At 74.4% G+C, this 22066-nt stretch carries 17 protein-coding genes; 6 read left to right on the top strand and 11 right to left on the bottom strand.

Annotation, left to right across the window (positions count from 1 at the left end):
• Positions 1 to 97: 97 nt before the first annotated feature.
• From ACFVXG_RS29080 to ACFVXG_RS29095, 4 genes are all read right to left on the bottom strand, one after another.
• Entirely contained in the window at positions 98 to 697 is a 600-nt protein-coding gene (locus tag ACFVXG_RS29080) for a TetR/AcrR family transcriptional regulator (RefSeq protein ID WP_387931452.1), read from the bottom strand.
• 120 nt (positions 698 to 817) lie between these two features.
• Complete coding sequence (locus ACFVXG_RS29085) at positions 818 to 1882, bottom strand: agmatine/peptidylarginine deiminase (RefSeq protein ID WP_387931454.1); 1065 nt, start codon at positions 1880 to 1882, stop codon at positions 818 to 820.
• A gap of 47 nt (positions 1883 to 1929) precedes the next feature.
• Positions 1930 to 3645 (bottom strand): urease subunit alpha, encoded by a 1716-nt coding sequence (locus ACFVXG_RS29090; protein WP_387931456.1) that lies wholly within the window; start codon positions 3643 to 3645, stop codon positions 1930 to 1932.
• On the bottom strand, positions 3642 to 4352 hold the full coding sequence (locus ACFVXG_RS29095; protein WP_387931458.1) for an urease subunit gamma: 711 nt from the start codon (positions 4350 to 4352) through the stop codon (positions 3642 to 3644). Before ACFVXG_RS29095 ends, ACFVXG_RS29090 begins: the two co-directional genes overlap by 4 nt.
• A gap of 537 nt (positions 4353 to 4889) precedes the next feature.
• Here ACFVXG_RS29095 and ACFVXG_RS29100 point away from each other — a divergent pair.
• On the top strand, positions 4890 to 5405 hold the full coding sequence (locus ACFVXG_RS29100) for an ATP-binding protein (protein WP_387931460.1): 516 nt from the start codon (positions 4890 to 4892) through the stop codon (positions 5403 to 5405).
• 342 nt (positions 5406 to 5747) lie between these two features.
• Complete coding sequence (locus ACFVXG_RS29105) at positions 5748 to 8003, top strand: SpoIIE family protein phosphatase (RefSeq protein WP_387931462.1); 2256 nt, start codon at positions 5748 to 5750, stop codon at positions 8001 to 8003.
• Between the two features lie 37 nt (positions 8004 to 8040).
• On the opposite strand, the gene ACFVXG_RS29110 is transcribed toward ACFVXG_RS29105, so the two are convergent.
• The 5 genes from ACFVXG_RS29110 to ACFVXG_RS29130 form a co-directional block, all read right to left on the bottom strand.
• The gene (locus ACFVXG_RS29110) at positions 8041 to 9141 is read right to left on the bottom strand and encodes a DUF2637 domain-containing protein (RefSeq protein WP_387931464.1); all 1101 of its coding nucleotides are present in this window, start codon (positions 9139 to 9141) and stop codon (positions 8041 to 8043) included.
• A gap of 230 nt (positions 9142 to 9371) precedes the next feature.
• The gene (locus ACFVXG_RS29115) at positions 9372 to 10307 is read right to left on the bottom strand and encodes a (2Fe-2S)-binding protein (RefSeq protein ID WP_387931466.1); all 936 of its coding nucleotides are present in this window, start codon (positions 10305 to 10307) and stop codon (positions 9372 to 9374) included.
• 165 nt (positions 10308 to 10472) lie between these two features.
• Positions 10473 to 11309, bottom strand: a complete 837-nt coding sequence (locus ACFVXG_RS29120) for a hypothetical protein (protein ID WP_387931467.1) — start codon at positions 11307 to 11309, stop codon at positions 10473 to 10475.
• 247 nt (positions 11310 to 11556) lie between these two features.
• The gene (locus ACFVXG_RS29125) at positions 11557 to 12417 is read right to left on the bottom strand and encodes a hypothetical protein (protein ID WP_387931469.1); all 861 of its coding nucleotides are present in this window, start codon (positions 12415 to 12417) and stop codon (positions 11557 to 11559) included.
• Positions 12418 to 12590: 173 nt separating this feature from the next.
• Positions 12591 to 13193, bottom strand: coding sequence for an NTP transferase domain-containing protein (locus ACFVXG_RS29130; protein WP_387931471.1), 603 nt, complete (start codon positions 13191 to 13193; stop codon positions 12591 to 12593).
• Between the two features lie 141 nt (positions 13194 to 13334).
• Between ACFVXG_RS29130 and moaA the strand changes: the two genes are divergently transcribed.
• The 3 genes from moaA to ACFVXG_RS29145 all read left to right on the top strand — a co-directional run bounded on the left by moaA (position 13335) and on the right by ACFVXG_RS29145 (position 17082).
• On the top strand, positions 13335 to 14330 hold the full coding sequence (moaA, locus tag ACFVXG_RS29135) for a GTP 3',8-cyclase MoaA (RefSeq protein ID WP_387931473.1): 996 nt from the start codon (positions 13335 to 13337) through the stop codon (positions 14328 to 14330).
• Positions 14331 to 14503: 173 nt separating this feature from the next.
• Positions 14504 to 15292: an HNH endonuclease family protein gene (locus ACFVXG_RS29140; protein ID WP_387931475.1), complete on the top strand. Its 789-nt coding sequence runs from the start codon at positions 14504 to 14506 to the stop codon at positions 15290 to 15292.
• 152 nt (positions 15293 to 15444) lie between these two features.
• The gene (locus tag ACFVXG_RS29145) at positions 15445 to 17082 is read left to right on the top strand and encodes an alpha/beta hydrolase (RefSeq protein WP_387931477.1); all 1638 of its coding nucleotides are present in this window, start codon (positions 15445 to 15447) and stop codon (positions 17080 to 17082) included.
• Positions 17083 to 17201: 119 nt separating this feature from the next.
• On the opposite strand, the gene ACFVXG_RS29150 is transcribed toward ACFVXG_RS29145, so the two are convergent.
• Together ACFVXG_RS29150 and ACFVXG_RS29155 are read right to left on the bottom strand one after the other, a co-directional pair.
• Complete coding sequence (locus tag ACFVXG_RS29150) at positions 17202 to 19619, bottom strand: glycosyltransferase family 39 protein (RefSeq protein WP_387931479.1); 2418 nt, start codon at positions 19617 to 19619, stop codon at positions 17202 to 17204.
• Positions 19620 to 19784: 165 nt separating this feature from the next.
• Positions 19785 to 20906 (bottom strand): alpha/beta hydrolase, encoded by a 1122-nt coding sequence (locus ACFVXG_RS29155; RefSeq protein WP_387931480.1) that lies wholly within the window; start codon positions 20904 to 20906, stop codon positions 19785 to 19787.
• Positions 20907 to 21068: 162 nt separating this feature from the next.
• On the opposite strand from ACFVXG_RS29155, the gene ACFVXG_RS29160 reads away from it, so the two are divergent.
• Positions 21069 to 22010: a hypothetical protein gene (locus ACFVXG_RS29160; protein WP_387931482.1), complete on the top strand. Its 942-nt coding sequence runs from the start codon at positions 21069 to 21071 to the stop codon at positions 22008 to 22010.
• Positions 22011 to 22066: the final 56 nt, after the last annotated feature.

Consider the following 22066-nt stretch of genomic DNA (forward strand, 5'->3'; position numbering starts at 1 on the left):
GCGCGCCGCCCGCCCCCGCGCGGGCCCGGGGCGTGGGTGCGCCGCCCCACGCGGCCCCGGCCCCCCCCCCCCCCCAACACCACCCCCCGCCGGGGCCTCAGGTGCGGAGCAGGATGGTGGCGACCGCGGTGGCTTGGGTGAGGGCCGTGGGGGTGGGGGTGGCCGGGAGGCCGATGGCGATGGGGACGGCGAGGCCGTCGAGGAGGGCGCGGAGCTGGGTGGCGCGGTCGGCGGTGGGGCCGGGGGTGAAGTGCCCGGTGGCGGCGCCCTGGTCGATGAGGGTGACCAGGTCGGCCTGCCAGGGGGCTTCGATCTCCTGCTGGCCCTGGCGGAGTTCGGCGCTGGCGGGGGAGCGGCCCCAGACCTCGACCCAGAGGATCCAGCGCGGGTCGCCGGGCCCTTCGGGAAGGTAGAGGCGCAGGTACGCGTCGAGTCGCTGCCAGGGGTCGAGGGCGGGGTCGGCGAGGGCTTCGCGGCGGCGGGCGCCGAGTTGGTCCTCGCTCCAGCGGAGGGTTTCCAGCAGGAGCTGGTCCTTGCTGCCGAAGTAGTAGAGCAGGTGTCCGGCGCTCATCTGGAGCTGCTTGCCGAGCCCGGCCATGGTGAGTTTGGCGAGTCCGTGTTCGGCGATCGCGGCCCGGGCGGTGGCGTAGACCTCCTCGCGGGGGCGCGCCGGGCGGCGCGGGCGGGGGTCGGCCATGGCGGTGCTGCTTCCTGGTGGGGCGGGTGGCGGAGGACCGAACGCTACCGGAGCGGGGGTGCACACCCCCACTCCGGTAGCCGGGGCCGCGCGGGGCCGGGCCGGTCAGGTCAGGCCTGGTCAGGCCTTGGGCTGCTGCTGGGTGATGCAGTGGATGCCGCCCCCGTTGGCGAAGATCTCGCGGGCGTCGACGAGTTCGACGGTCCGGCCGGGGTAGGCCTTGGCGAGGATGTCGGCGGCTTCCTGGTCGCGCGGGTCGTCGAAGGCGCAGAGGACGACGGCGCCGTTGGCCACGTAGTGGTTGATGTAGGAGTAGTCGACCGGTTCGCCGTCCTCGTCGAACAGGACGGTGGGCGCGGGGAGTTCGATGACCTCGAGCTGCCGGCCGCGGGCGTCGGTGGCGGCGCGCAGGATGGCGACGAGTTCCTGGCAGACCGCGTGGTCGGGGTGGGCCGGGTCGGGCTGGACGTGGGCGACGACGACGCCGGGGCGGACGAAGGAGGCGACGATGTCGATGTGGCCGCGGGTGCCGAACTCGTCGTAGTCGCGGGTGAGTCCGCGGGGCAGCCAGACGGCCTTGGTGGTGCCGAGGAAGGCGTGCAGCTCGGCCTCGACCTGCTCCTTGGTCCAGTCGGCGTTGCGGCCCTCGCCGAGCTGGACGGTCTCGGTGACCAGGACGGTGCCCTCGCCGTCCACGTGGATGCCGCCGCCCTCGTTGATCAGCCGGGAGGCGAAGCGCTGGACGGCGGTCAGCTCGCTGATGTGCTCGGCGATGTGCTGGTCCTTGTCCCAGCGGGCCCAGGACTGGGCGCCCCAGCCGTTGAAGATCCAGTCGGCGGCGGCGAGCGAGCCCTTGCCGTCGATCAGGAAGGACGGGCCGATGTCGCGCATCCAGGCGTCGTCCAGCGGGCGTTCGACGATCTCGACGGCCTCGGAGACGTACTTGCGGGCGTCGGCGCTCTCACCGGTGTTGACGATCAGCGTGACCGGCTCGTACCGGACGATGGTGTTGGCCACGGCGGCCCAGGCCTCGCGCCCGGCGTGCAGGTTCTCCGGGGTGTCGAAGGTGGGGTTGGTGGTGGGGAAGGCCATCCAGGTGCGGTCGTGCGGGTGCCACTCGGCGGGCATCCGGTAGCCGAGCGAGGCGGGCGTGGCAGGGGAGCCGGGCGTGGGGGTGGTCATCATCAGATCCTTGAAGACTTGAAGACTTGAAGACTTGAAGAGGGGAAGGGTCAGAGGAAGTAGAGGCGGCTGAGCGAGACGCTGTCCGCCGGTTCGGAGCGCAGCGGCGCGCCGTCGAGCGAGACCAGCCCGGTCTCGGTGACCTCGACGTGGCCGGTGCGGGCGTTGCGCACCATGTCGCGCGGCCCGATGCCGCGGGTGCCGCGGACGCCGACCCGGCGTCGGCGGGTGGGGAGTCCGTCGGCGGGTCGGTCGAGGTAGGCGCCGTCGGCGGCGGCCTGGGCGACGAAGGCCACCGAGAGGTCGGCGGCGGTCGCGCCGTGGGCGCCGAACTGGGGCCCGAGGACGAGGGGTTCGCAGCGGTCGGTGGAGGCGTTGGGGTCGCCGACGACGCCGTAGGCGGGGAAGCCGGCCTTGAGGACGAGCTGCGGTTTGGCGCCGAAGTGGTCGGGGCGCCAGAGCACGATGTCGGCGAGCTTGCCGGTCTCGATCGAGCCGACCTCGTGCGAGAGTCCGTGGGCGATGGCCGGGTTGATGGTGAGCTTGGCGATGTAGCGCAGCACCCGCTCGTTGTCGTCGCCGCTCTCGGTGGTCCCGAACCCACCGTCGAGCGGGCCGAGTTCGGCCTTCATCTTGCCGGCCATGGCGAAGGTGCGGCGCACGGTCTCGCCGGCGCGGCCCATGCCCTGGGCGTCGGAGGAGGTGATGCCGATGACCCCGAGGTCGTGCAGCACGTCCTCGGCGCCCATGGTGCCGGCCCGGATGCGGTCGCGGGCCATGGCGGCGTCGCCGGGCAGGTCGACCTTGAGGTCGTGCGCGGAGACGATCATGCCGAAGTGCTCGCCGAGGGCGTCCCGGCCGAAGGGCAGGGTGGGGTTGGTGGAGGAGCCGATGACGTTCGGCACGCCGGCCATCTTGAGCACGTTGGGGACGTGTCCGCCGCCGCAGCCCTCGATGTGGAAGGCGTGGATGGTGCGGCCGTCGAGCACCCGCAGGGTGTCCTCGACCGACAGGCACTCGTTCAACCCGTCGGTGTGCAGGGCGACTTGGACGTCGTACTGCTCGGCGACGCGCAGCGCGGTGTCCAGGGCGCGGGTGTGGGCGCCCATGTCCTCGTGCACCTTGAAGCCGGAGGCGCCGCCCTCGGCCAGGGCCTCGATCAGCGGGGCCTCGTCGGAGGAGGAACCGCGGCCCAGGAAGCCGATGTTGACGGGCCAGGCGTCGAAGGCGTTGAAGGCGTGGCGCAGCGCCCAGGGGGAGTTGACGCCGACGCCCCAGACCGGGCCGAACTCCTGGCCGATGATGGTGGTGACGCCGGAGGCGAGCGAGGCCTCCATGATCCGCGGCGAGAGCAGGTGGACGTGGGTGTCGACGGCGCCGGCGGTGGCGATCAGGCCTTCGCCGGAGACGATCGTGGTGCCGGTGCCGACGACCACGTCGACGCCGTCCAGGGTGTCGGGGTTGCCGGCCCGTCCGATGGAGGCGATCCGGCCGCCGATCAGGCCGATGGACGTCTTGCGGATGCCCAGGACCGCGTCGATGACCAGCACGTTGCTGATCACGACGTCGCAGGTGTCGCGGACGGCGGCGGGCTTGAGGTGGATCCCGTCGCGGGCGGTCTTGCCGAAGCCGGCCAGGAACTCGTCGCCGGGGGCCTGGGAGTCGGATTCGACGCGGACGATCAGTCCGCTGTCGCCGAGCCGGATCCGGTCACCGGCCCGCGGGCCGTGCACGGAGATGTAGTCGTGCGGCGAGATGGCACTCACGACGGCACCTCCTGGTCGTCGAAGTCGGTCAGGTAGCCGGTGGCGCGGGCCTTGGCGAGGGCGACCTCCTTGGCGCCGGGGGCGTCCAGGGGGCCGTCGACGAGTCCGGCGAAGCCGATCGCGACGCGCTCGCCACCGATCGGGACGAGGCCGACCTCGACGGTGGCGCCGGGGTCGAAGCGGACCGAGGAGCCGGCCGGGACGGCCAGGTGGGTGCCGTAGGCGGCGGCGCGGTCGAAGGCCAGGCGCGGGTTGGCCTCGAAGAAGTGGAAGTGCGAGGTGACCGAGATCGGCACCCGGGAGGTGTTGTGGACGGGGATGAGCAGCGTCTCCTCGACCGGGTCGTAGCCGGCGCCGTCGCCGATCAGCGCGCCGCCGGGGGCTTCGTCGCCGAGCGAGCCGGCGCCCTTGAAGGGGTCGTTGACGACGGCGAGGCGGGTGCCGTCGTCGAAGACGGCCTCGACCTGGACGACGGTGACCACGTCGGGCACGCCGGGCAGCACGTCGTCGGCGGTGAGGACGGAGCGGCCGGCCTCGATGGCCTCGGCGAGGCGGCGGCCGTCGCGGGCGGCCTCGCAGACGGTGTCCGCGATCAGGGCGGTCGCCTCGGGGATGTTGAGGCGTACGCCCCGGGCGCGGCGGGCGCGGGCCAGTTCGGCTGCTGTGAAGATCAGCAGCCGGTCCCGCTCGGTGGGGGTCAGTCGCACGGTTCCTCGCTCGCGGTCGCCGGGGAGGGGGAGGGCTCGGGGCCGGTGGGGGGCTTCGCGGGACGATGTTAGAACGGCGTTCAAACATCTCGGGCCATTGAACCCGCACCGGGGCCTCGTGTCCAGCGTTGCCGCTCGACGGGGCTTCGGCTTGTCGGGCGGGCGGCGGGGGTGAGCGGGGCCGGGGCGGGCGGAGCCGTGACGGCGGCGGGAAGCAGGCGGCGGGAAACGGGCGGCGCACGGCAGGAGCGGGGGTGGGGGCGCGCGTCCCCGCGCACGGTCCGTACGGGCGCCGGGTGTGCGCGGGATCGGGTGGGGGCGGTTTCGAAAACAGGCTCTGCGCTTCGCAAACCCGTCCGGCGCGAGCAGTTGGATCACGTGAACCTCCCCGTGCCCCTTTCACCCCACGTGATCGGACGCACACTGTTGCAAACGCCGTCAACTGGGCATGAGGATGGTGGTCAGTACGAGGGGGCCACCCGGCCGGCGGGGGATCCGGAGGCGGGGGCCCGGATTTGAGGGCGGGGGCATCTGTTGATGGACGGTCAGTCGCGATTCCCGCGGCAGCGGACGAGTTCGGGCGACGCCTACCGGTCCGGGCCGGCCCAGGGCCCGGTCGTCGGCGCCGGAACGGCCCTGCCGGGTGCCTCGGCCCCGGGGTGCGCCCTGCACCGCCGGCTGCACCTGACGCTCGACCCGGCCGACCTGGTCGCGGTGGGCGCGGTGCGGCACCGGCTGCGCACGGCGCTGAGCCACTGGGGGGTGCCGGAGCTGTCCGACACCGCCGAGCTGCTCTCCTCCGAACTGGTCACCAACGCGCTGCAGCACACCACCAAGGGCGCGGTCTTCGACGCGGTGCTCGGCTCGGACAGCCGGCTGCGGGTCGAGGTGCAGGACGGCGCGAGCCGGCTGCCCGGCCGGCGGCGCGAGCCGGACACCGAGTACGCGACCTCGGGGCGCGGTCTGCTGCTGGTGGAGGCGCTGGCGGACTCCTGGGGCGTGCAGCTGCGCGGCGACGGCAAGATCACCTGGTTCGAGCTGGCACTGCCGTAAGCGTCGGCCGTCCGTGGCGCCCGCAGTCGTCGTTCCGTACGACGCCCGCCGTCGTGGGTTCCGTGCGACACTCGCAGAATTGTTCGTCATCGATTGATCCGTTCCCGAAGCAAGCCCTGAACACAAGGCGGAGCACAAGATTTCCGGCCCGTTGCCATTGCCGCTGGGCCGAACATTGGACAGGATGGTGGGAATGTGTGTCCACGTGCGGGAAGCAGCGGGGAGACCGAACCTCGACTGACCCCGTCCGTCGGCACCGTCCGATCCAGCACGACCCATCACACCGCCACGCGGCCCGGCCGGACGGTCGGCGCGGTCCGCCACGGCAGCGGCAGGAGCAGCATGCCCACTGAGCCCGAGTCGCCGGGGCCGGCGCTTCCGCCCGGCACGTCCGCCGTGGAGCAGCGCCCGCCCGCTCCTCGCCCGCCCGCCCAGACCACCCGCCGCAACTCCGTCCGCACCCCGCCCGCGCTCGCCTCGGGGCGGCTGGCGCCCGTGCTGTCCGGCGGGCTGCCGCCCTCCTCCGCCGACTCCATGCCGGACTGGCTGGAGCCCGCGATGGCCGCCAACGGCATCGGCTCCTTCGACTGGGACATCCGCCGCGACGTCCTGGAGGGGGACCAGCGGGCCTGCGCGATCATCGGACTGGACGCCGTCGAGCGGGGCCGCTTCGACCGCACCGCCGCCTCCTTCCTCTCCCTGCTGCACCCCGAGGACGCGCCCGTGGTGCGCCGCCGGGTCGAGCGCGCGGTGGCCGAGCTCGGCCAGTGCGGCGCCTACTACCGCACCGTCGGGCCGAACGGCACGATGCGGGCGGTGCGCTTCCGCGGCCGGGTGCTCGCGGACGCCTTCGGCCGGGCCTCCCGGATGGTGGGCTTCGTCTGGGACGCCACCGTCGAGCTGCACAAGCGCGACCGGGCCGACCGGATGGCCCTGCTGCGCGAGGAGCGCTCCCGGTTCATCAAGGAGGCCGCGCGCGCCCTCTCCGAGGCGGTCACCGTCCGTGACGTGGCCCGGGTGTTCACCGAGCTGCCGCTGCCCGGACTGCCGCCGGACGGTCTGGTGCTCGCCTCCTTCGAGGCCGGCCGGACCCGGATCCTCGGCGCCTCCGGCTACCGCTCGCAGGCGCTCGCCGTCTGGGACCGCGCCGTGCTGCCGGCCGGCCACCCGGCCTCCGAGGCGCTCCGGCACCGCACCCCGGTGTTCATCTCCAGCCGCGAGGACTTCCGCGACCGCCACCCGGACGCGTGGGAGCGGACCAGCCGCACCGGGCGCGGCTCCTGGGCGTACCTGCCGCTGGTGGCCAGCGGCCGGGCGATCGGCGTCTGCGTGGTCAGCTTCGACGACGAGCGCGAGCTGGACGCGGACGAGCGCACCCTGCTGTCCACCCTGGGCGGGCTGGTCGCCCAGTCGCTGGCCCGGGCCCGGCTGCACGACGCCGAGCACGAGCTGGCGGCCGGCCTCCAGCGGGTGATGCTGCCGCGCACCGTCCCGTCCATCCCCGGGGTGACCACCGCGGTGCGCTACCTCGCGGCCGGGTCCGGCCTGCAGATCGGCGGCGACTGGTACGACGTGGTGCCGCTGCCCGGCGGGCACGTCGGCCTGGTGATCGGGGACGTCCAGGGCCACGACGTGCACGCGGCCGGGATCATGGGCCAGCTGCGGATCGCGCTGCGCGCCTACGCCGCCGAGGGCCACCCGCCCGCCGCCGTGATGGCCCGGGCCTCCCGCTTCCTGGCCGACCTGGACACCGACCACTTCGCGACCTGCACCTACGCCGAGGTCAACGTGGACTACGGCGTGGTCTACGCCGTCCGGGCCGGCCACCTGGACCCGGTGGTGCGCCGCGCGGACGGCACCGCCGCCGTGCTGCCGGTGGCCGGCGGGCTGCCGCTGGGCATCGACCCGGACCAGGACTACCGGGTCACCCGGTTCAGCCTGGACCCGGGCGAGACGGTGCTGCTGTGCACCGACGGCCTGGTCGAGGCGCGCGGCATGGACCTGGACGAGGGCATCGGCCGGCTCACCCGCGCCCTGGCCCGTCCGCTCCCGGCCGCCGGCGAGGCGGCCCGCGACCCGCTGGAGGAGCTGGCCGACCGGATCGCCTCCCAGGCCGCCGACTCCAGCGAGCGCGAGGACGACATAGCGCTGCTCCTGCTGCGCTGGGACGGCCCGGAGGGCGGCCTGGCCGCCCAGCAGCTGCGCCGCCGGATCGGCCAGGCCGACCTGGCCCGGGTCGCCGAGGTGCGCGCCGAGCTGCGTGACGCGCTGCGGCGCTGGGGCGTCGCCGAGTTCATCGACACCGCCGAGCTGCTCTCCTCCGAGCTGGTGACCAACGCGATCCGGCACACCGACCGGGACGCCATGTTCACCGCCCGGCTCTACCGGGAGACGGTGTCGGACGGCGGCCGGGCCCGGCTGCGGGTCGAGGTGGAGGACGAGTCCGACCTCTGGCCGACCCGCCGGACCCCGGGGGAGCAGGCCTCCTCCGGGCGCGGGCTGATGCTGGTCGAGGCGCTGGCGGACGCCTGGGGCGTGGAGCCGAAGGGGTCCGGCAAGCGGATGTGGTTCGAGCTCAGCGGGACGAGCGCGGCCTGACCGCTCCCGGGGCCGATGCCCCGGCCCTGGGAACGGGTCAGCCGAACTGCTGCTCCAGGTCCTTCAGTTTGCGTTCCAGCGAGTCCAGTCGGGGCAGCGTGACGGTGTCCTCATCGGCGGTGAGGTCGATGGTGCGCCGTTCCGGACGGGCCGGCAGGCCCGGTTGGACGACCGTGCCCCCGGCCGCCTCGACCTCGCGCGGGCCCGCCTCGCCGGAGCCGACGGCCCCGACGGCCCCGGCCTCCCGGGGGCCCGCCGGCAGCTCGGCCCCGGCCGCGGGCCCGGGCCCGGGCCCGCCGGTTATCGCGGACTCCGAGCCGGCCGACTCCAACTGCCGGGCGGCGCCGCCGCGTCCGCGCCAGTGGCCGCTGCTCCGGTTGATCGCCCGGATCTCGGCCCGTTCGCGGCGCCCGGCGAGCTTGCGGCGCTCCTTCTCCATGGCGCGCTCCCGCTTCTCGTCGCGGACCTCGTCCACCGCCTCGTCCAGGCTGCGCACGCCCTCCAGGAGCATCAGCGACCAGGCCGCGTAGGTCTCGCGCGGGGCGCGCAGCCAGCGGACGATGCGGATCTGCGGCAGCGGACGGGGCACCAGACCCTGTTCGCGCAGGGCCGCCCGGCGGGTCTGCTTGAGCGCGCGGTCGAACAGGACCGCGGCGGACAGCGACATGCCGGAGAAGAACTGCGGGGCGCCGGCGTGGCCGAAGCCGCGCGGGGCGTGCACCCAGTTGAACCAGGCCGAGGCGCCGGCGAAGAGCCAGACCAGCAGCCGGGAGCCGAGCGCCGCGTCGCCGTGGCTGGCCTCGCGGACGGCGAGCACCGAGCAGAACATCGCGGCGCCGTCGAGCCCGAACGGGACGAGGTACTCCCAGCCGCCGGAGAGGCCGAGGTTCTGCACGCCGAAGCCGACCAGGCCGTGGAAGGAGAGCGCGGCCGCGACCCCGGCGCAGCAGAACAGCAGCGTGTAGGAGGCGGCGCCGTACAGGGATTCCTTGTTGCGGCGCCGTTCCTCGGAACGCTCCCAGGAATCCGCGCCGGCGGCGGATCCCCGGCTCCGGGCCAGGGCCACCAGGAGGGCGCTGACCAGCAGCCCCACCACCCCGGTGACGGCCCAGCCGAGCGGTATGTCGGACAATTTCATCGCCGGAACCAGCCTCGCTTTCTGCGTCGCGTTCCTGCGCCGCCCACTGTGTTCCAGCGGCACGGCGGGGACCATCATGACGGAATCCCGGCGGGGGAAAGGCTGATTCGCGGTCAATGCGCTGAGGAGAGGGATTTCTGACCCGTCGCCAATCGCATTGTCATATGAATTCGATGTGGGGCAATCCAGGAATCACGGGCTTTTCGAATCCGCGATCGGACGGATTTTCGTCAACGTCGCGTGACGCGGGGGCAGCCGGTGCACATTTCCGCGGATTCCACGGTGTAGACGAGGCAACAGCTGGCCCGGGCCCGTTCCGTACCCGAAGCACCGGTGCACCCGGGCGCGGGGAGCGCGAAACCCGCACCCGGGGTGAAGGGGGCCGGGGCGGGGGCGGGGCCCCGGCCCGCGCCGGGCGTGCACGCCGGTCCGGGAGCAGTCTCCCCAGCCGTCCCGGGTGCCAGCAGTGCGGACAGCTCGGCGCCCGCCCGCTCCTGCTCCCCGACCAGCCCGCCCGCGTACCAGAGCCCCTCCACCACCGCGTCGGTGGCCATCGCCCACAGCACCCGGGGCCCGCGGCGCGCCCCCGGCCCGAAGGCGGCCAGCACCGGAGTGAGGAACTGGCCCAGCGCGCACCGCAGTTCGGCCGCCAGTGCGTCCTCGTCCGGCACCGTCCGGGCCCCGGGCGCACCGGCCGCCGGGTCGTCCGGCAGGCAGACGAAGGCCTCCGGGCGCACCGTCAGCTCCATCGAGGCGGGGCCGCGGTGCACCGAGACGTCGCCGGGGCCGAGCAGCGGCACGCGCCGTTCCAGGAACCACGGCAGGGTGAACAGCAGCGAGACCGGCCAGACGAAGCGGTGCAGCCCGAAGCCGGCCGCCACGTCCGGTCGCAGCGGCCGCCCGTAGCGGGCCAGGCCCTGCCGGGCGTCGTGGGCGACCAGCTCGTGCAGTGCCGCCGGATCGGTGGTGACGGCGGCGACCGGCAGCCAGCCGTCGCCGTGCCGGGGCGGGGCGCAGCGCACGTCCAGCATCGGCGCGAGCGCGGTCAGCCGGTGGTACGAGGGCGCGCAGGGGGTGGGGGGCTCCGGCGCGTGGGCGTGGGCTTGCGCCGGGGTGGTGCGGGGGGCGCACGGCGCGGGGCCGGGCCGGGTGCTGCTCGCGGTCATGGGCGGGCCCCATCGGGTCGACCGGGGCCGCCGGTGGACCGCCCGGCGGGCCCGGCCGCTCGACGGCGCGCCGGGCCCGGCCGGTCCGGGGCGCGGCGGGGCCCGGAGAACAGCAAGGCGAGACCTGTCCGGAGTGCTGCTCACCCCGGACAGGTTAGGCTCACCTTAGCTGATTGTTCCCCGGGTCTCACGGGTGATGCGTCCGTCCGGGGGAGGCCCCGGCGCGCGCCCCAGCTGGCGCGCGAGCCAGACCGGCACCCCGCCGAGGGCGTGCACCAGGCGGGTCGCCTCGGCGCGCAGCCGCACCGCCTCGGCGGGCTCGGACACCTCGGCGAGCGCGGCGAGCGCCGGCGCCACCCCCACCGTGAAGCCGAGTTGCTCGCGCAGTCGCAGCGAGGCGTCGAAGCCCTCCCGGGCGTTGCCGCGGTCGCCGCGGGAGAGCGCGAGCGCGGCCAGGTGCCGCCAGGTGTAGGAGCGGAGCAGTTCGTCCCCGCGTTCCCCGGCGCCCTCGTGCGCCCGGCGGTAGGCGATCCAGGCGGCGCTGCGGTCGCGCAGCAGGTTCTCGGCGACCAGTCCGCGCCGGAAGTCCAGTAACGGGCGGCCCGGTGCGTCCGGCGGCAGCAGGGCCGAGGTGCGGCCGAGGGCGGCCTGGGCCTCGTCGAGGCGGTCGCGCGGGCCCAGGACGCTGGCCAGGTAGGCGAGGAAGCCGCGGGCGCAGCCGGCGGCCGCGCGCTGCTCGGTGCCCTCCGCGAGGGCCTCGGCCAGTCGTAGCGCCTGTTCCGCCTGGGTCCACTGGGCGGCGGTGAACAGGCACTGTTCGATGAGGAGTTCGGCCCGTGCGAGGGCGACGGCCGGGTCGTGTTCGGCAGCGGGTCGCAGCAGTTCGGCGGCCTCCTGCCAGCACGCCCTGGACCGCAGTCGCCACACGGTGTCGCCCGGCTCCTCCGCTGCCGCCCGCCCCCGTTCGTCCGGGCCGCTCGGGCTCCATCCGTGCTCCGACAACGCCACCTCCTTGTGTGCGCCATCCAGCAGGACGCGGACCTGCCTTGGAGCCCTGCCGCCACGGCCCGTTCGCATGGCGACGGCGGGGTTGGACGGCAGGGCGAAAGGCCCGCGCTGTGGCGGCAATTCAACACGGGGGTGAGCTTGTGCACCAGATCACGAGCGGAGGTTGTTGCTTTTGCCGGGGAGATGATCTAGTGGAGCGCCGGGGGACGGTCCGGTGGATCGGGTGACGGGCTGCGCGGGCTCAGGAGGTCCAGCCGGTCTCCATCAGGGCCTCGGCGGCACCGTTGGCGGGCTGGGGCACGCCGGCCAGGTCCAGGCTGAACAGGGCGACCAGCAGTTGCTCGCCGCGCACGGTGGCCTGGTGGGAGTAGCCGGCCAGGGTGAACATGGCGGCGGCCATCTCCTCGGCGTGCAGGGTCTGCAGCCACAGGCACTCGACCGACTTCACGTCGGCGGGCTCGGTCCAGGTGTCGACCTGGGCGACCATCCGGCTGCCCAACAGGGTGACCCCGTCGCGCTCCTGGGCCTCGGTCAGTTCCAGGTCGTCGAAGCCGAGCCACTCCAGGTAGCGGGCGGCGGTGAACACCGCGTCCTGCGAGGTGCGCACCGGGTGGGGGCGGAACGGGGCGCGGTGGCGGAACGGGCGGGAGCGGCCGGCGGAGCCGCCGGGCGGTGCGGGCGGTGCGGGCGCCGGGGCGTTCACCGGGTGGGCCGGGTGCGGGCGGGTGGCCTGCGGGCCGGGGGCGGCGAGCGGGCCGGCCGTGCCGCCGCCCAGCCGGGTGGCGCGGTCCACCGGGAGTCGGACGGTGGCGCCGCAGTTGCAGGTGAACTCGGGCTGCGGCCACTGGTCGGAGCGGCCGCAGTGCGGGCAGCGCATGCTCAGCCAGGAGTCCTCCCAGGAGCGGAACCGCACCTGCACCGGCACCCCGCCGCGCAGCAGCGGCACCTTCAGCGAGGCGCCGCACGGGCACGGCAGCGACGGCGGCTCGTACAGGTGCTCACGGCGGCAGGCGGGGCAGCGGATCGCCCGGGCGCCACCGCCCGCCCCGGGCCCTGGCAGCGCGGGGTCGTGTCCGGTGAAGTCGTCGGGCAGTCCTGCCATCGCGGGCTCCGTCCGTCGGTGTGGGGTGGGTGGTTGGTTCCCATGCTCCCCGAAACGTCCGGCTCCGGGCGCGGAATGGGGCAATCCTCAGGGACGGATCAGGGGCCGCTCCCCGAGTGGGGCGAGGCCGGACCCTCCGCGGGGAGGATGTGCGGCCGGCGTGCGGCGGGCGGTCACCCGGTCGACCAGCGGGCCAGGTCGGCGGGGGTGTCCAGGTCGTCCGGGACGGCGATGTCCGCGCACTCGACCAGGACGAGTTCCCCGGCGTGCGCCGCCAGCAGGGCGCGGGCCCCGGCGTCGCCGGAGGCGCCCTCGGCGGCCTCGGCGAAGTGCCGCGCGCCGATCAGCACCGGGTGTCCGCGCCGCCCGCCGTACGCCGCCGCGGCCAGTTCGGCGCCGGCCCGGTGGGCGGCCAGCAGCCGGGCCACCGCGGCCGGGGTGACGCCCGGGGTGTCCACCAGCATCACCAGCACCGCGGGGGCCCGCGGCGGCAGCGCGGCCAGCCCGGCCCGCAGCGAGGAGCCCATGCCCTCGGCCCAGTCCGGGTTGGCGACCAGCCGGCAGCCCGGCAGGTGGGCGGTGGAGCGCACCCGCTCGCGCTCCGCGCCGAGCACCACCGTCACGTCGGGGCAGCCGCCGGCCCGTACGGTGGCCACCGCGTGCTCCACCAGGGGGCGGCCTTCGTACCGCAGCAGCGCCTTGGGCCGGCCGCCGAGCCGGCGTCCGCCCCCGGCGGCGAGGACGAGGGCCGGCACGGCGGGCGGTGTGGTCTGCATGCGCCCAGCCTGCCCGGTCCGGGCCCGGTCGCGCAGCGGTTCGGCGCTTGTACGAATCCACAAGACGAAGGCGCAGGTCGGGGGCGGTCCCCGGCGGTTCGGCCGCTGGCCCCGCGGCGCGCTTGCCCCTGTACTGGGGCGATGAACACCGCACCGCGCCCGCTGGTGGACCGCTTCGGACGGGTCCACACCGATCTGCGGGTCTCCCTGACCGATCGCTGCAACCTGCGCTGCACGTACTGCATGCCGGCGGAGGGACTGGACTGGCTGCCCCGGGCGGAGACGCTCGGGGACGACGAGGTGGTGCGGCTGGTGCGGATCGCGGCGCAGCGCCTGGGGGTGCGCTCGGTGCGGCTGACCGGCGGGGAGCCGCTGCTGCGCCGGGGGCTGGTGGGCCTGGTCGGGCGGCTGGCCGCGCTCGGCGTGGAGCTGTCGCTGACCACCAACGGGATCGGGCTGGCGCGTACGGCCGCGGGGCTGCGCGAGGCCGGGCTGGGGCGGGTGAACGTCAGCCTGGACACGCTGCGCGCGGACCGGTTCGCGGCGCTCACCCGGCGGGACCGGATCGCCGACGTGTTCGCGGGGCTGGCCGCGGCGAAGGCGGCCGGGCTGGACCCGGTGAAGGTCAACGCCGTGCCGGTGCGCGGCGTGAACGAGGACGAGATACCGGAGTTGGCCGCCTTCGCCGTCGAGCACGGCTACCGGATGCGCTTCATCGAGTCCATGCCCCTGGACGCGCAGGGCAGTTGGGACCGCGCCGCGATGGTGACGGCTGAGGAGGTCCTGGCCCGGCTCGGCGAGCGCTTCGAGCTGGTGCCGGTCGGGCGCAGCGGCAACGCCCCCGCGGAGGAGTGGCGGATCGCCGGCACGGACACCGTGATCGGGGTGATCGCCTCCGTCACCCGGCCGTTCTGCGGCGGCTGCGACCGGGTCCGGCTGACGGCCGACGGGCAGCTGCGCAACTGCCTGTTCGCCACTGAGGAGTCGGACCTGCGGGCGCTGCTGCGCGGCGGCGCGGACGACGGGCGGATCGAGGAGGCCTGGCGGGCCTCGGTGACGGGCAAGGGGCCCGGGCACGCCATCGGCAGCGCCGGGTTCGTCCGGCCGGACCGGCCGATGTCGGCGATCGGGGGGTGAACGCCCGGGTGCGGGCGGGTGGTTGACGGATCCTACGGGCCAGGGCGGCCCGGGCCAGCGGAGTGTGAGCTTCGACATGCTCTTGGGCCTCCCGTGGCGTCGGCTTGACCTGTTCTTGGGGCGGCTGATCTGCTGGTGCGCCGTCAACCCGCCCCTGACCTCGGGAGTTCTCCGTGCCCGCCCGCCGTACCTGGCTGTCCGCCGCCACCGTCTTCCTGATATGTGCGCTCGCCCTGGTCGGCTGGCTGATCGGAGGCCGCGACCACACCTCGTCCGGCGGCTCCGGCGGTTCCGGCGGTTCCGGCGGTTCCGGCGCGCCCGCGGCCGGGCTCGGCACCAGCCCGCTGCAGAACCCGGACGGCACCAAGCCCGGCCTGGCGCCGCTGGCCACCCCCGAGGAGCAGAAGGCCGGCCGGGAGCTGATCGCCAAGGTCGCCACCGCCCGTACCGGCGCCAAGGACGGCTACGACCGCAACGAGTTCGGCCCCGCCTGGACGGACAGCGTCGAGGGCGTCCCGTTCGCCGGCAACAAGTGCGACACCCGCAACGACCTGCTCGCCCGCGACGGCAGTGGCGTCGAGCGCAAGGACGGCTCGGACTGCGTGGTCACCGCGATGACCATCCACGACCCGTACACCGGCCAGACCGTCCAGTGGACCAAGCAGCAGGCGACGAAGATCCAGATCGACCACGTGATGCCGCTCTCCTACGACTGGCAGATGGGCGCCGCCAAGTGGGACAAGGCCAAGCGGGTCCGGATCGCCAACGACCCGCTCAACCTGATCCCCGCCGACGGCTCGCAGAACGCCTCCAAGGGCGACTCCGGCCCGGCCGACTGGCTGCCCGCCAACACCGCGGTCCGCTGCTCGTACGCGGTGCGCTTCGCCCAGGTCTCGCTGAAGTACCAGCTGCCGGTCACCGAGGCGGACAAGAAGGCGATGCTGCAGCAGTGCGGCGGCTGAGGAAACGATCCTTCCGGTGGTGACGCGGTGGTGATGCGGCAGGGGCGCGGCGGCGCCGCGGGCAGCGCTAAGGAAGCGACAAGGAAGCCGCGGGGTGGGAGGGCGAGGTGCCCCGACGGTGCGCCGGATGGTATTCGTGGGCAGTGCCCCCGATGACCCCCCGCCTGCGGCGAAGCGCCCTGCCCGCCCTCGCCGCCCTGCTCCTCGCCCTGGCCGCCAGCTGCTCCGGCCCCGGCGGCGCGCGCCCCGCGGCCGCGCCGACCAGCCGCCCGCCGCTCGCCGAACGCGTGCCGGCCAGTGCCTCCCCGGCCCTGCAGGCGTACTACGACCAGCGGCTCGCCTGGGCACCCTGCGACGGCGGCGGCGACCCGGGCTCCGACGGCGCGGACCCCGGCGCGGACCCCGGCTCGGACGGCGACCAGGCCGCACCGGCCGTACCGGCGGCACCGGCCGCACCGATCGCCCAGTGCGCCACCCTCAAGACCCCGCTGGACTACGCCGACCCCGGCGGCCGCAGCATCGACGTCGCCGTCGTCCGGGTGCCCGCCGCCGACCCCGCCCACCGGATCGGCGCCCTGCTGGTCAACCCCGGCGGGCCCGGCAACTCCGGCACCAACATGGCCCGGAGCTGGAAGGACAGCCAGGGCCCGCTGCGCGACCGCTTCGACGTGGTCGGCTTCGACCCGCGCGGCGCCGGCGGCACCCTGCCCATCGACTGCATGGACGACGCCACCCGCGAGCAGTGGATGCGCACCGACGACCCGGCCTACGACCACGGCCGGGTCCTCGCCGACGCCTGCCAGGCCAAGTACGCCGACATCCTGCCGTTCCTCGGCACCCGCAACAGCGCCCGCGACATGGACGTGCTGCGCAGCGCCCTCGGCGAGCGCAAGCTCGACTTCCTCGGCCTCTCCTACGGCACCTACCTCGGCGCCCTCTACGCCGAGGAGTTCCCCGACCGCACCGGCCGGCTCGTCCTCGACGGCGCCGTCGAGCGCAGCACCGACCTGATGCACCTCAACCTCGAACAGGCCGCCGCCACCGAGGCCGGCTTCCGCGCCTTCGCCACCGCCTGCACCGCCGAGGGCGCCGGCTGCCCGCTCGGCACCGACCCGGGCGCCGCCCCGCGACGGCTCGCCGACTTCCTCGACGGCCTCAAGGACCACCCGCTGCCCACCCACGACGGCCGCACCGTCACCGCCGCCCTCGGCTGGGGCACCGTCATCGACACGCTCTCCGACGGCCGCGGCAGCTGGTCCCGGCTGCGCTCCGCCCTCGACCCCGCCCTCACCCGCGGCGAGGGCGACGAACTGCTCAGGTTCTCCGACGGCAGCGCCGGCCGCGACGACGACGGCCACTACGAGAACTCCGCGGACGCCTATGCGGCCATCCACTGCGCCGACGCCCCGCTCGCCCCCACCGAGGCCGACCAGCGTGCCGCCCTCGCCGACCTCGCCGCCCGGGCACCGCTCACCAGCCGCCACGACACCCGGCTCGCCCTGCTCGACCCCGACTGCCGCGCCTGGCCGTACCGCTCCACCGAGCGGCCGCACACCGTGACGGCGCCCGGCAGCGCCCCGATCCTGGTGATCGGCGGCACCGAGGACCCGGTCACCCCCTACCTGTGGGCGCAGCGGATGGCGGCCGGGCTGCAGCACGGCGTGCTGCTCACCCGCGACGGCGACGGGCACATGTCCTGGTACCACAGCTCCTGCGCGCGCGACGCCGCGGCCGCCTACCTGCTGAACGGGGTGCTGCCGGCCGCCGGGGCGCGCTGCGGGTCCGACTGACGGCGCGCGCCGGGCACACGAAAAGGGGGCGTGCCGCGCGAACGCGGCACGCCCCCTTCGGAGTTCGGGCTCCGGGATCAGGGTTTCCCGGAGCCCGGTTCGGGGCCCGTCCGGCGGGATCAGGCCTTCGGGGCCGTCAGGTCGTAGAAGGTGGCGCTGCCGACCGTCTTGACGGTGAAGTGGCTGGTCACCCAGGCCTCGATCTGCGCCGCCTCGGTCTGCTGGCCGCCCTCGGCGCCCTCACCGCCCGCACCGCCGCCGAAACCGCGGTGCGAGCCGCCGCCGATGAACCAGTGCACCTTGCCCTCCTGGACGTACTTCTGGAAGCCCGCCAGGCTGAGCGAGGGGTCCGTGCCGTTGAAGCCGCCGAGGGCCATCACCGGCTTGCCGGTGGCGAGTTGGTAGCTCGCGGCGTTCTGCGAACCGGTGGTGGCGGCCGCCCAGGTGTACTGGCCGGCGTCCTGTGAGAGCAGGGCCTTCGCCTCGTCGCTCACCTTGGTGCCGCCGAGCAGGCCGCCCATGCCGCCGAAGCCGCCGGGGCCGCCCGCGCCCGCGCCCTCCGGGTCCTGGCCGCCGGGGAAGCCGGGGAACCCGGGCACGCCGGTGGCACCGCCGGTGCCGGCTGCGCCGCGCTCGTGGTGGCCGCCGGTACCGCCGGCCCCCCTGCCGGAGCCGCCCTGGCCGCCCTGGCCGCCCTGGCCGCCGGGGAAGCCGCCCTGACCGCCCTGACCGCCCTGACCGCCCTGAGCACCCGGGAAGCCCTGGCCGCCGCCGAAGCCGCCCGGGAACCCCTGCCGGCCTTGGCCGCCCTTGCCACCCGTGCCACCCATGCCGCCCTTGCGCCCGAAGGAGCCGGGACCGCCCGCGCCCTTCACCGACGGCCCGGCCGTGATGATCGAGCCGTTGTGCGCGGTGTCCACGGTGTCCACCGCGTACGCCGCCGGACCGCCGAGCGCCGCCGCCAGGCCCACCAGGCCCGCCACCGAGGCGATCCGCGCGCCGAGCCGCCCGGAGACCTTGCCCGCGAACTGCCCGGCGACCAGCGCGGCCGCCGCGGCCAGCCCGCCGACCAGCACCGCCCAGCGCAGCCACGGCAGGAAGTCGGAGCTGCGCCCGAGCAGGACGAACGCCCACCCGGCCGTCACCGCGAGCACGCCCGCCAGCAGCAGCGCGTACGGCAGCCGGTGCCGCGCCCGCCAGAGCCCGTCCACGCCCATGCCGACCAGGGCCGCGACGGCCGGGGCCAGCGCCACCGTGTAGTACTGGTGGAAGATCCCGGACATGAAGCTGAAGATCAGCGCGGTGGAGACCAGCCAGCCGCCCCAGACCAGGAAGGCCGCGCGGGCCGTGTCCGGACGGGCGTAGCGGCGGGTCGCCCACAGCCCGACCACCAGCAGGATCAGCGCCGCCGGCAGCAGCCAGGCGATCTGCCCGCCGATGTCGCTGCCGAACAGCCGGGTGATGCCGGTCTGTCCCCAGCCCCGGTTGTGCCCCGCGGCGCCGCCCGGCAGGTCGAGCCCGGCCGGGAGCCTGCCGCCGCCGCCCACGCTGCCGCGCTCGTTGCCGTCGACCCGGCCGAGGCCGTTGTAGCCGAAGGTCAGCGACAGGAAGCTGTTGTCCTGCGAGCCGCCGACGTACGGGCGGGCCGAGGCGGGCAGCAGCTCCACGACCGCCACCCACCAGCCGCCGGCGACCACCACGGCCACGCCCGCGAGCAGGGTCTGCCGCAGCCGCCGCCAGAAGCCGGTGGGCGCCACGACCAGGTAGATCACCGCGAACGCGGGCAGGATCAGGAAGGCCGCCAGCGTCTTGGCGAGGAAGGCGAAGCCGAACATCGCACCGGTGAACAGCAGCCACTTGGTGCTCGCGGTCTCGACCGCCCGCAGCATCCCGTACGCGGACAGCGTGAGCAGCAGCACCAGCAGCGCGTCCGGGTTGTTGAACCGGAACATCAGCGCCGCGACCGGGGTGAGCGCCAGCGCGGCGCCGGCCAGCAGGCCGCCGAGCGGGGAGAAGCGGCGGCGCACCGTCGCGTACAGCGCGCCCACGGTGGCCGCGCCCATCAGTGCCTGCGGGGCCAGGATCGACCACGAGGAGAGGCCGAAGAGCCGCACCGACAGCGCCATCGGCCACAGGGACGCCGGGGGCTTGTCGACGGTGATGAAGTTGCCGGCGTCGGAGGAGCCGAAGAAGAAGGCCTTCCAGCTCTGGCTGCCGGCCTGGACGGCCGCCGAGTAGAAGGCGTTGGCCCAGCCGGAGGCGCCCAGGCCCCACAGGTAGAGGACGACGGTCGCGGCCAGCAGCGCCAGCAGGGCCGGGCGCACCCAGCGCGGGTCGTCCGCGCGCCCGCGCCAGGCGCGGGCCGGGAGGGTGCGCAGCCGTCCGGACCAGGAGGCCGGGCCCTTGGGCCCGACGGGCGGCAGGGGCTGCTCGGGGAAGAGCGGCGCCGGGTCCGGTCGCGGCGCCTCCGGTGGCGGGTAGTTCGCGGCCTCGGGCCACGGATCGCCGGCCGGAGGGGAGTAGCTGCTCGTGGTCATGCGCCATACCGTGCGTGGCGTGGCTGAGAGAACCGTGAGATGCGGCTGTGAGCCGGGTGTGATCTGCCCCCTTTCCACCCGTGCGGCAACGGGTTCAGGCGGCCCTCACCCGCTCTTCATCCGGCTTTCGGGCCTTGGGCGGCGGGTCGGGCGGTGGCCGGTCGCTCAGGCCGCGGCCGGCATGGTGATGTGCTTGCCCAGCCACTCCAGGGCCGGGGGGATCTCCCGGGTCCAGGTGTGGAAGTTGTGGCCGGCGGTGTCCAGGGTGATCGTGGACATCTTGGTGGGGGCCTTGAAGGCGGCGACCATGGCCTTGGTCTCGTCGTAGTTGTTCTCGTCGTTCGCGGTGGTCAGCAGCAGCGAGACGGGGGCGGCCGGCTGGTTCTTCAGCCGCCACAGCAGGTCGTTCTCCTGCTTGAGCTTGTCGTCGCCGCCGAACAGGTCGCCGGTGGTCGGGTCGTGGGCGGCGCTGTAGTAGCCGGAGAGCGCGACCGCGGCCGGGTAGGAGTCGGGCTTGCGCAGGGCGAACTTGAGCGCGCAGTAGCCGCCGGTGGAGTTGCCGATCACGGCCCGGTTGGAGGGGTCGGTGCCGATCCGGTAGGTGGTGGCGAGGGCCTTGGGCAGGTCGCTGGTGAAGAAGGTCTCGACCTGGGGGCCGTTCGGCACGTCGACGCACTCGGTGTCGCGGTTGTCGACGAGGGTGGGGCGGGTCATCACCAGGATGGTCGGCGGCAGCTTCTTCTGCTCGATGGCGTCGAGGGTGGACGCCGGGTACTGCATCAGCGAGATCAGCTTCTCCGGGGTGCCCGGGTAGCCGGTCAGCACCACGGCCATCGGGAAGCGCTGCTTGGCGAAGCCCGGCTGGAAGTACTGCGGCGGCAGGTAGACGTACGCCTCGGTGCTCAGGCCGGTGCCGGCCCCTTTGACGTCGACCTTCTGGATCATCCCGGAGCGGTCCGGCTCCGAACCCTGGGACGAGTAGAACTTCTGCTCGCCGGTGACGGAGACCCCGGAGGCGTTCGGCTGGTGGTCGACCACCGTGCCGAGGCCGCCGCTGGTACCGAGCAGGTCGGTCCAGGAGCTGTAGAAGCCGAAGTAGCTGTTGGCGATCAGGCCCATGGCGGCCAGCACCGAGAGCTGGGTGGCCAGGAAGGCGCCGATCCGGCCCAGCCAGGACTTCCAGCCCTTGCCGCCGAACTTCGGCCAGAACCACATGGTGGCGGCGAAGACCAGGATCGCGATGACCGAGGTGATGACCTGGAGGGGGAGTCCGGTGAGGCTGAGCACGTGCCGATCGTAGTTGACCCCGACATCGACCCCGACGGGCGGCCCGGGACGGCCCGTTCGGGGTGCTCGCCCGAAACGGGTTGACCGGGGTGGTTCGTGCTCGGGACCATGTCGCGGGGTGTGCGCGCAGCGTGTGCGCCGGGTGACACTGGGGGTGGGGTCATGAAGTCGTCCATCAGTAAGGCCGGTCTGGCCATCGGTTCGGCGCTGCTGCTCGCGGCCTGTTCGGGCGGCGGGGGCGGTTCGACCGACGCCTCGTCCACCGGTACGGGAGGGGGCGTGACCGCGTCCAAGGTCACGCCGACACCGACGCCGACGCCGACGCCGTACGGCCCGGTGCTCAGCGGAAGCATCGACCCGGTCAGCACCGCGCTCACCCAGGCGGCGGGGTCCAAGGACCTCAACGAGTTCGGCACCGAGCTCACCGCCGTCTCCACCAGTGCGCAGACGGCCGCCACCACCCTGGGCCGGGCGAACAAGCCGGCCGCGGTCGCCACGGACCAGACCGCGCTGGTGGCCGCGCTGAAGCAGCTGGCCAAGGACGCGACGACGGTCCGCAGTGACATCAAGTCCCGCGGCGTCTGCGCCCTGAGTTCGGCCGGGGCCGAACTGGGCGCCTCACAGGGGCTGGCGGACGTGTCCGCCGCCCTCGGCAAGCTGACGGCGGCCGGCTACTCGACCACCTTCGCCGCACCCCAGCTGCCCAAGCAGCAGTCCCGCTCGCTGGACAACGGCACGATGGTCAGCAAGGGCAAGCTGCGCGGCGACGGCGAGTTCAAGGTCGACAACGGCAGCAAGACGGATGCGGTCGTCTCGCTCGTGCTCAACGGCAAGGCGGTGCACTCGATGTTCGTGGCCAAGGGGCAGAAGGCCGACATCCAGGGCGTGGAGGACGGGACGTACGACGTCTACGTCTCCCAGGGGGCGGACTGGGACTCCGCGACCAAAGCCTTCACCCAGAGCTGCGCGTTCACCAAGTTCGAGGACAACTTCCCCTTCGAGACCGGCCGTACCTCGACGTCCTGGTCGATCACCCTGCAGCCGGTGGTCGACGGCAACGCCAAGACCAACGACGTGGACCCGAACTCCTTCCCGCAGCTGTAGCGTTCACCGGCCCCCGCTCGTCACGGGCGGGGGCACGGCGGAACAGACCATTCCGT

Source organism: Kitasatospora sp. NPDC058162, from assembly GCF_042884005.1.
Classification (GTDB): Bacteria; Actinomycetota; Actinomycetes; order Streptomycetales; family Streptomycetaceae; genus Kitasatospora.

Bases quoted from the DNA above. Each gene is read 5' to 3' on its own strand.
- ACFVXG_RS29080 (WP_387931452.1), bottom strand. From the start codon at position 697: ATGGCCGACCCCCGCCCGCGCCGCCCGGCGCGCCCCCGCGAGGAGGTC.
- ACFVXG_RS29085 (WP_387931454.1), bottom strand. From the start codon at position 1,882: ATGATGACCACCCCCACGCCCGGCTCCCCTGCCACGCCCGCCTCGCTC.
- ACFVXG_RS29100 (WP_387931460.1), top strand. From the start codon at position 4,890: ATGGACGGTCAGTCGCGATTCCCGCGGCAGCGGACGAGTTCGGGCGAC.
- ACFVXG_RS29105 (WP_387931462.1), top strand. From the start codon at position 5,748: ATGCCCACTGAGCCCGAGTCGCCGGGGCCGGCGCTTCCGCCCGGCACG.
- ACFVXG_RS29110 (WP_387931464.1), bottom strand. From the start codon at position 9,141: ATGAAATTGTCCGACATACCGCTCGGCTGGGCCGTCACCGGGGTGGTG.
- ACFVXG_RS29115 (WP_387931466.1), bottom strand. From the start codon at position 10,307: ATGACCGCGAGCAGCACCCGGCCCGGCCCCGCGCCGTGCGCCCCCCGC.
- ACFVXG_RS29125 (WP_387931469.1), bottom strand. From the start codon at position 12,417: ATGGCAGGACTGCCCGACGACTTCACCGGACACGACCCCGCGCTGCCA.
- ACFVXG_RS29130 (WP_387931471.1), bottom strand. From the start codon at position 13,193: ATGCAGACCACACCGCCCGCCGTGCCGGCCCTCGTCCTCGCCGCCGGG.
- moaA (WP_387931473.1), top strand. From the start codon at position 13,335: ATGAACACCGCACCGCGCCCGCTGGTGGACCGCTTCGGACGGGTCCAC.
- ACFVXG_RS29145 (WP_387931477.1), top strand. From the start codon at position 15,445: ATGACCCCCCGCCTGCGGCGAAGCGCCCTGCCCGCCCTCGCCGCCCTG.
- ACFVXG_RS29150 (WP_387931479.1), bottom strand. From the start codon at position 19,619: ATGACCACGAGCAGCTACTCCCCTCCGGCCGGCGATCCGTGGCCCGAG.
- ACFVXG_RS29160 (WP_387931482.1), top strand. From the start codon at position 21,069: ATGAAGTCGTCCATCAGTAAGGCCGGTCTGGCCATCGGTTCGGCGCTG.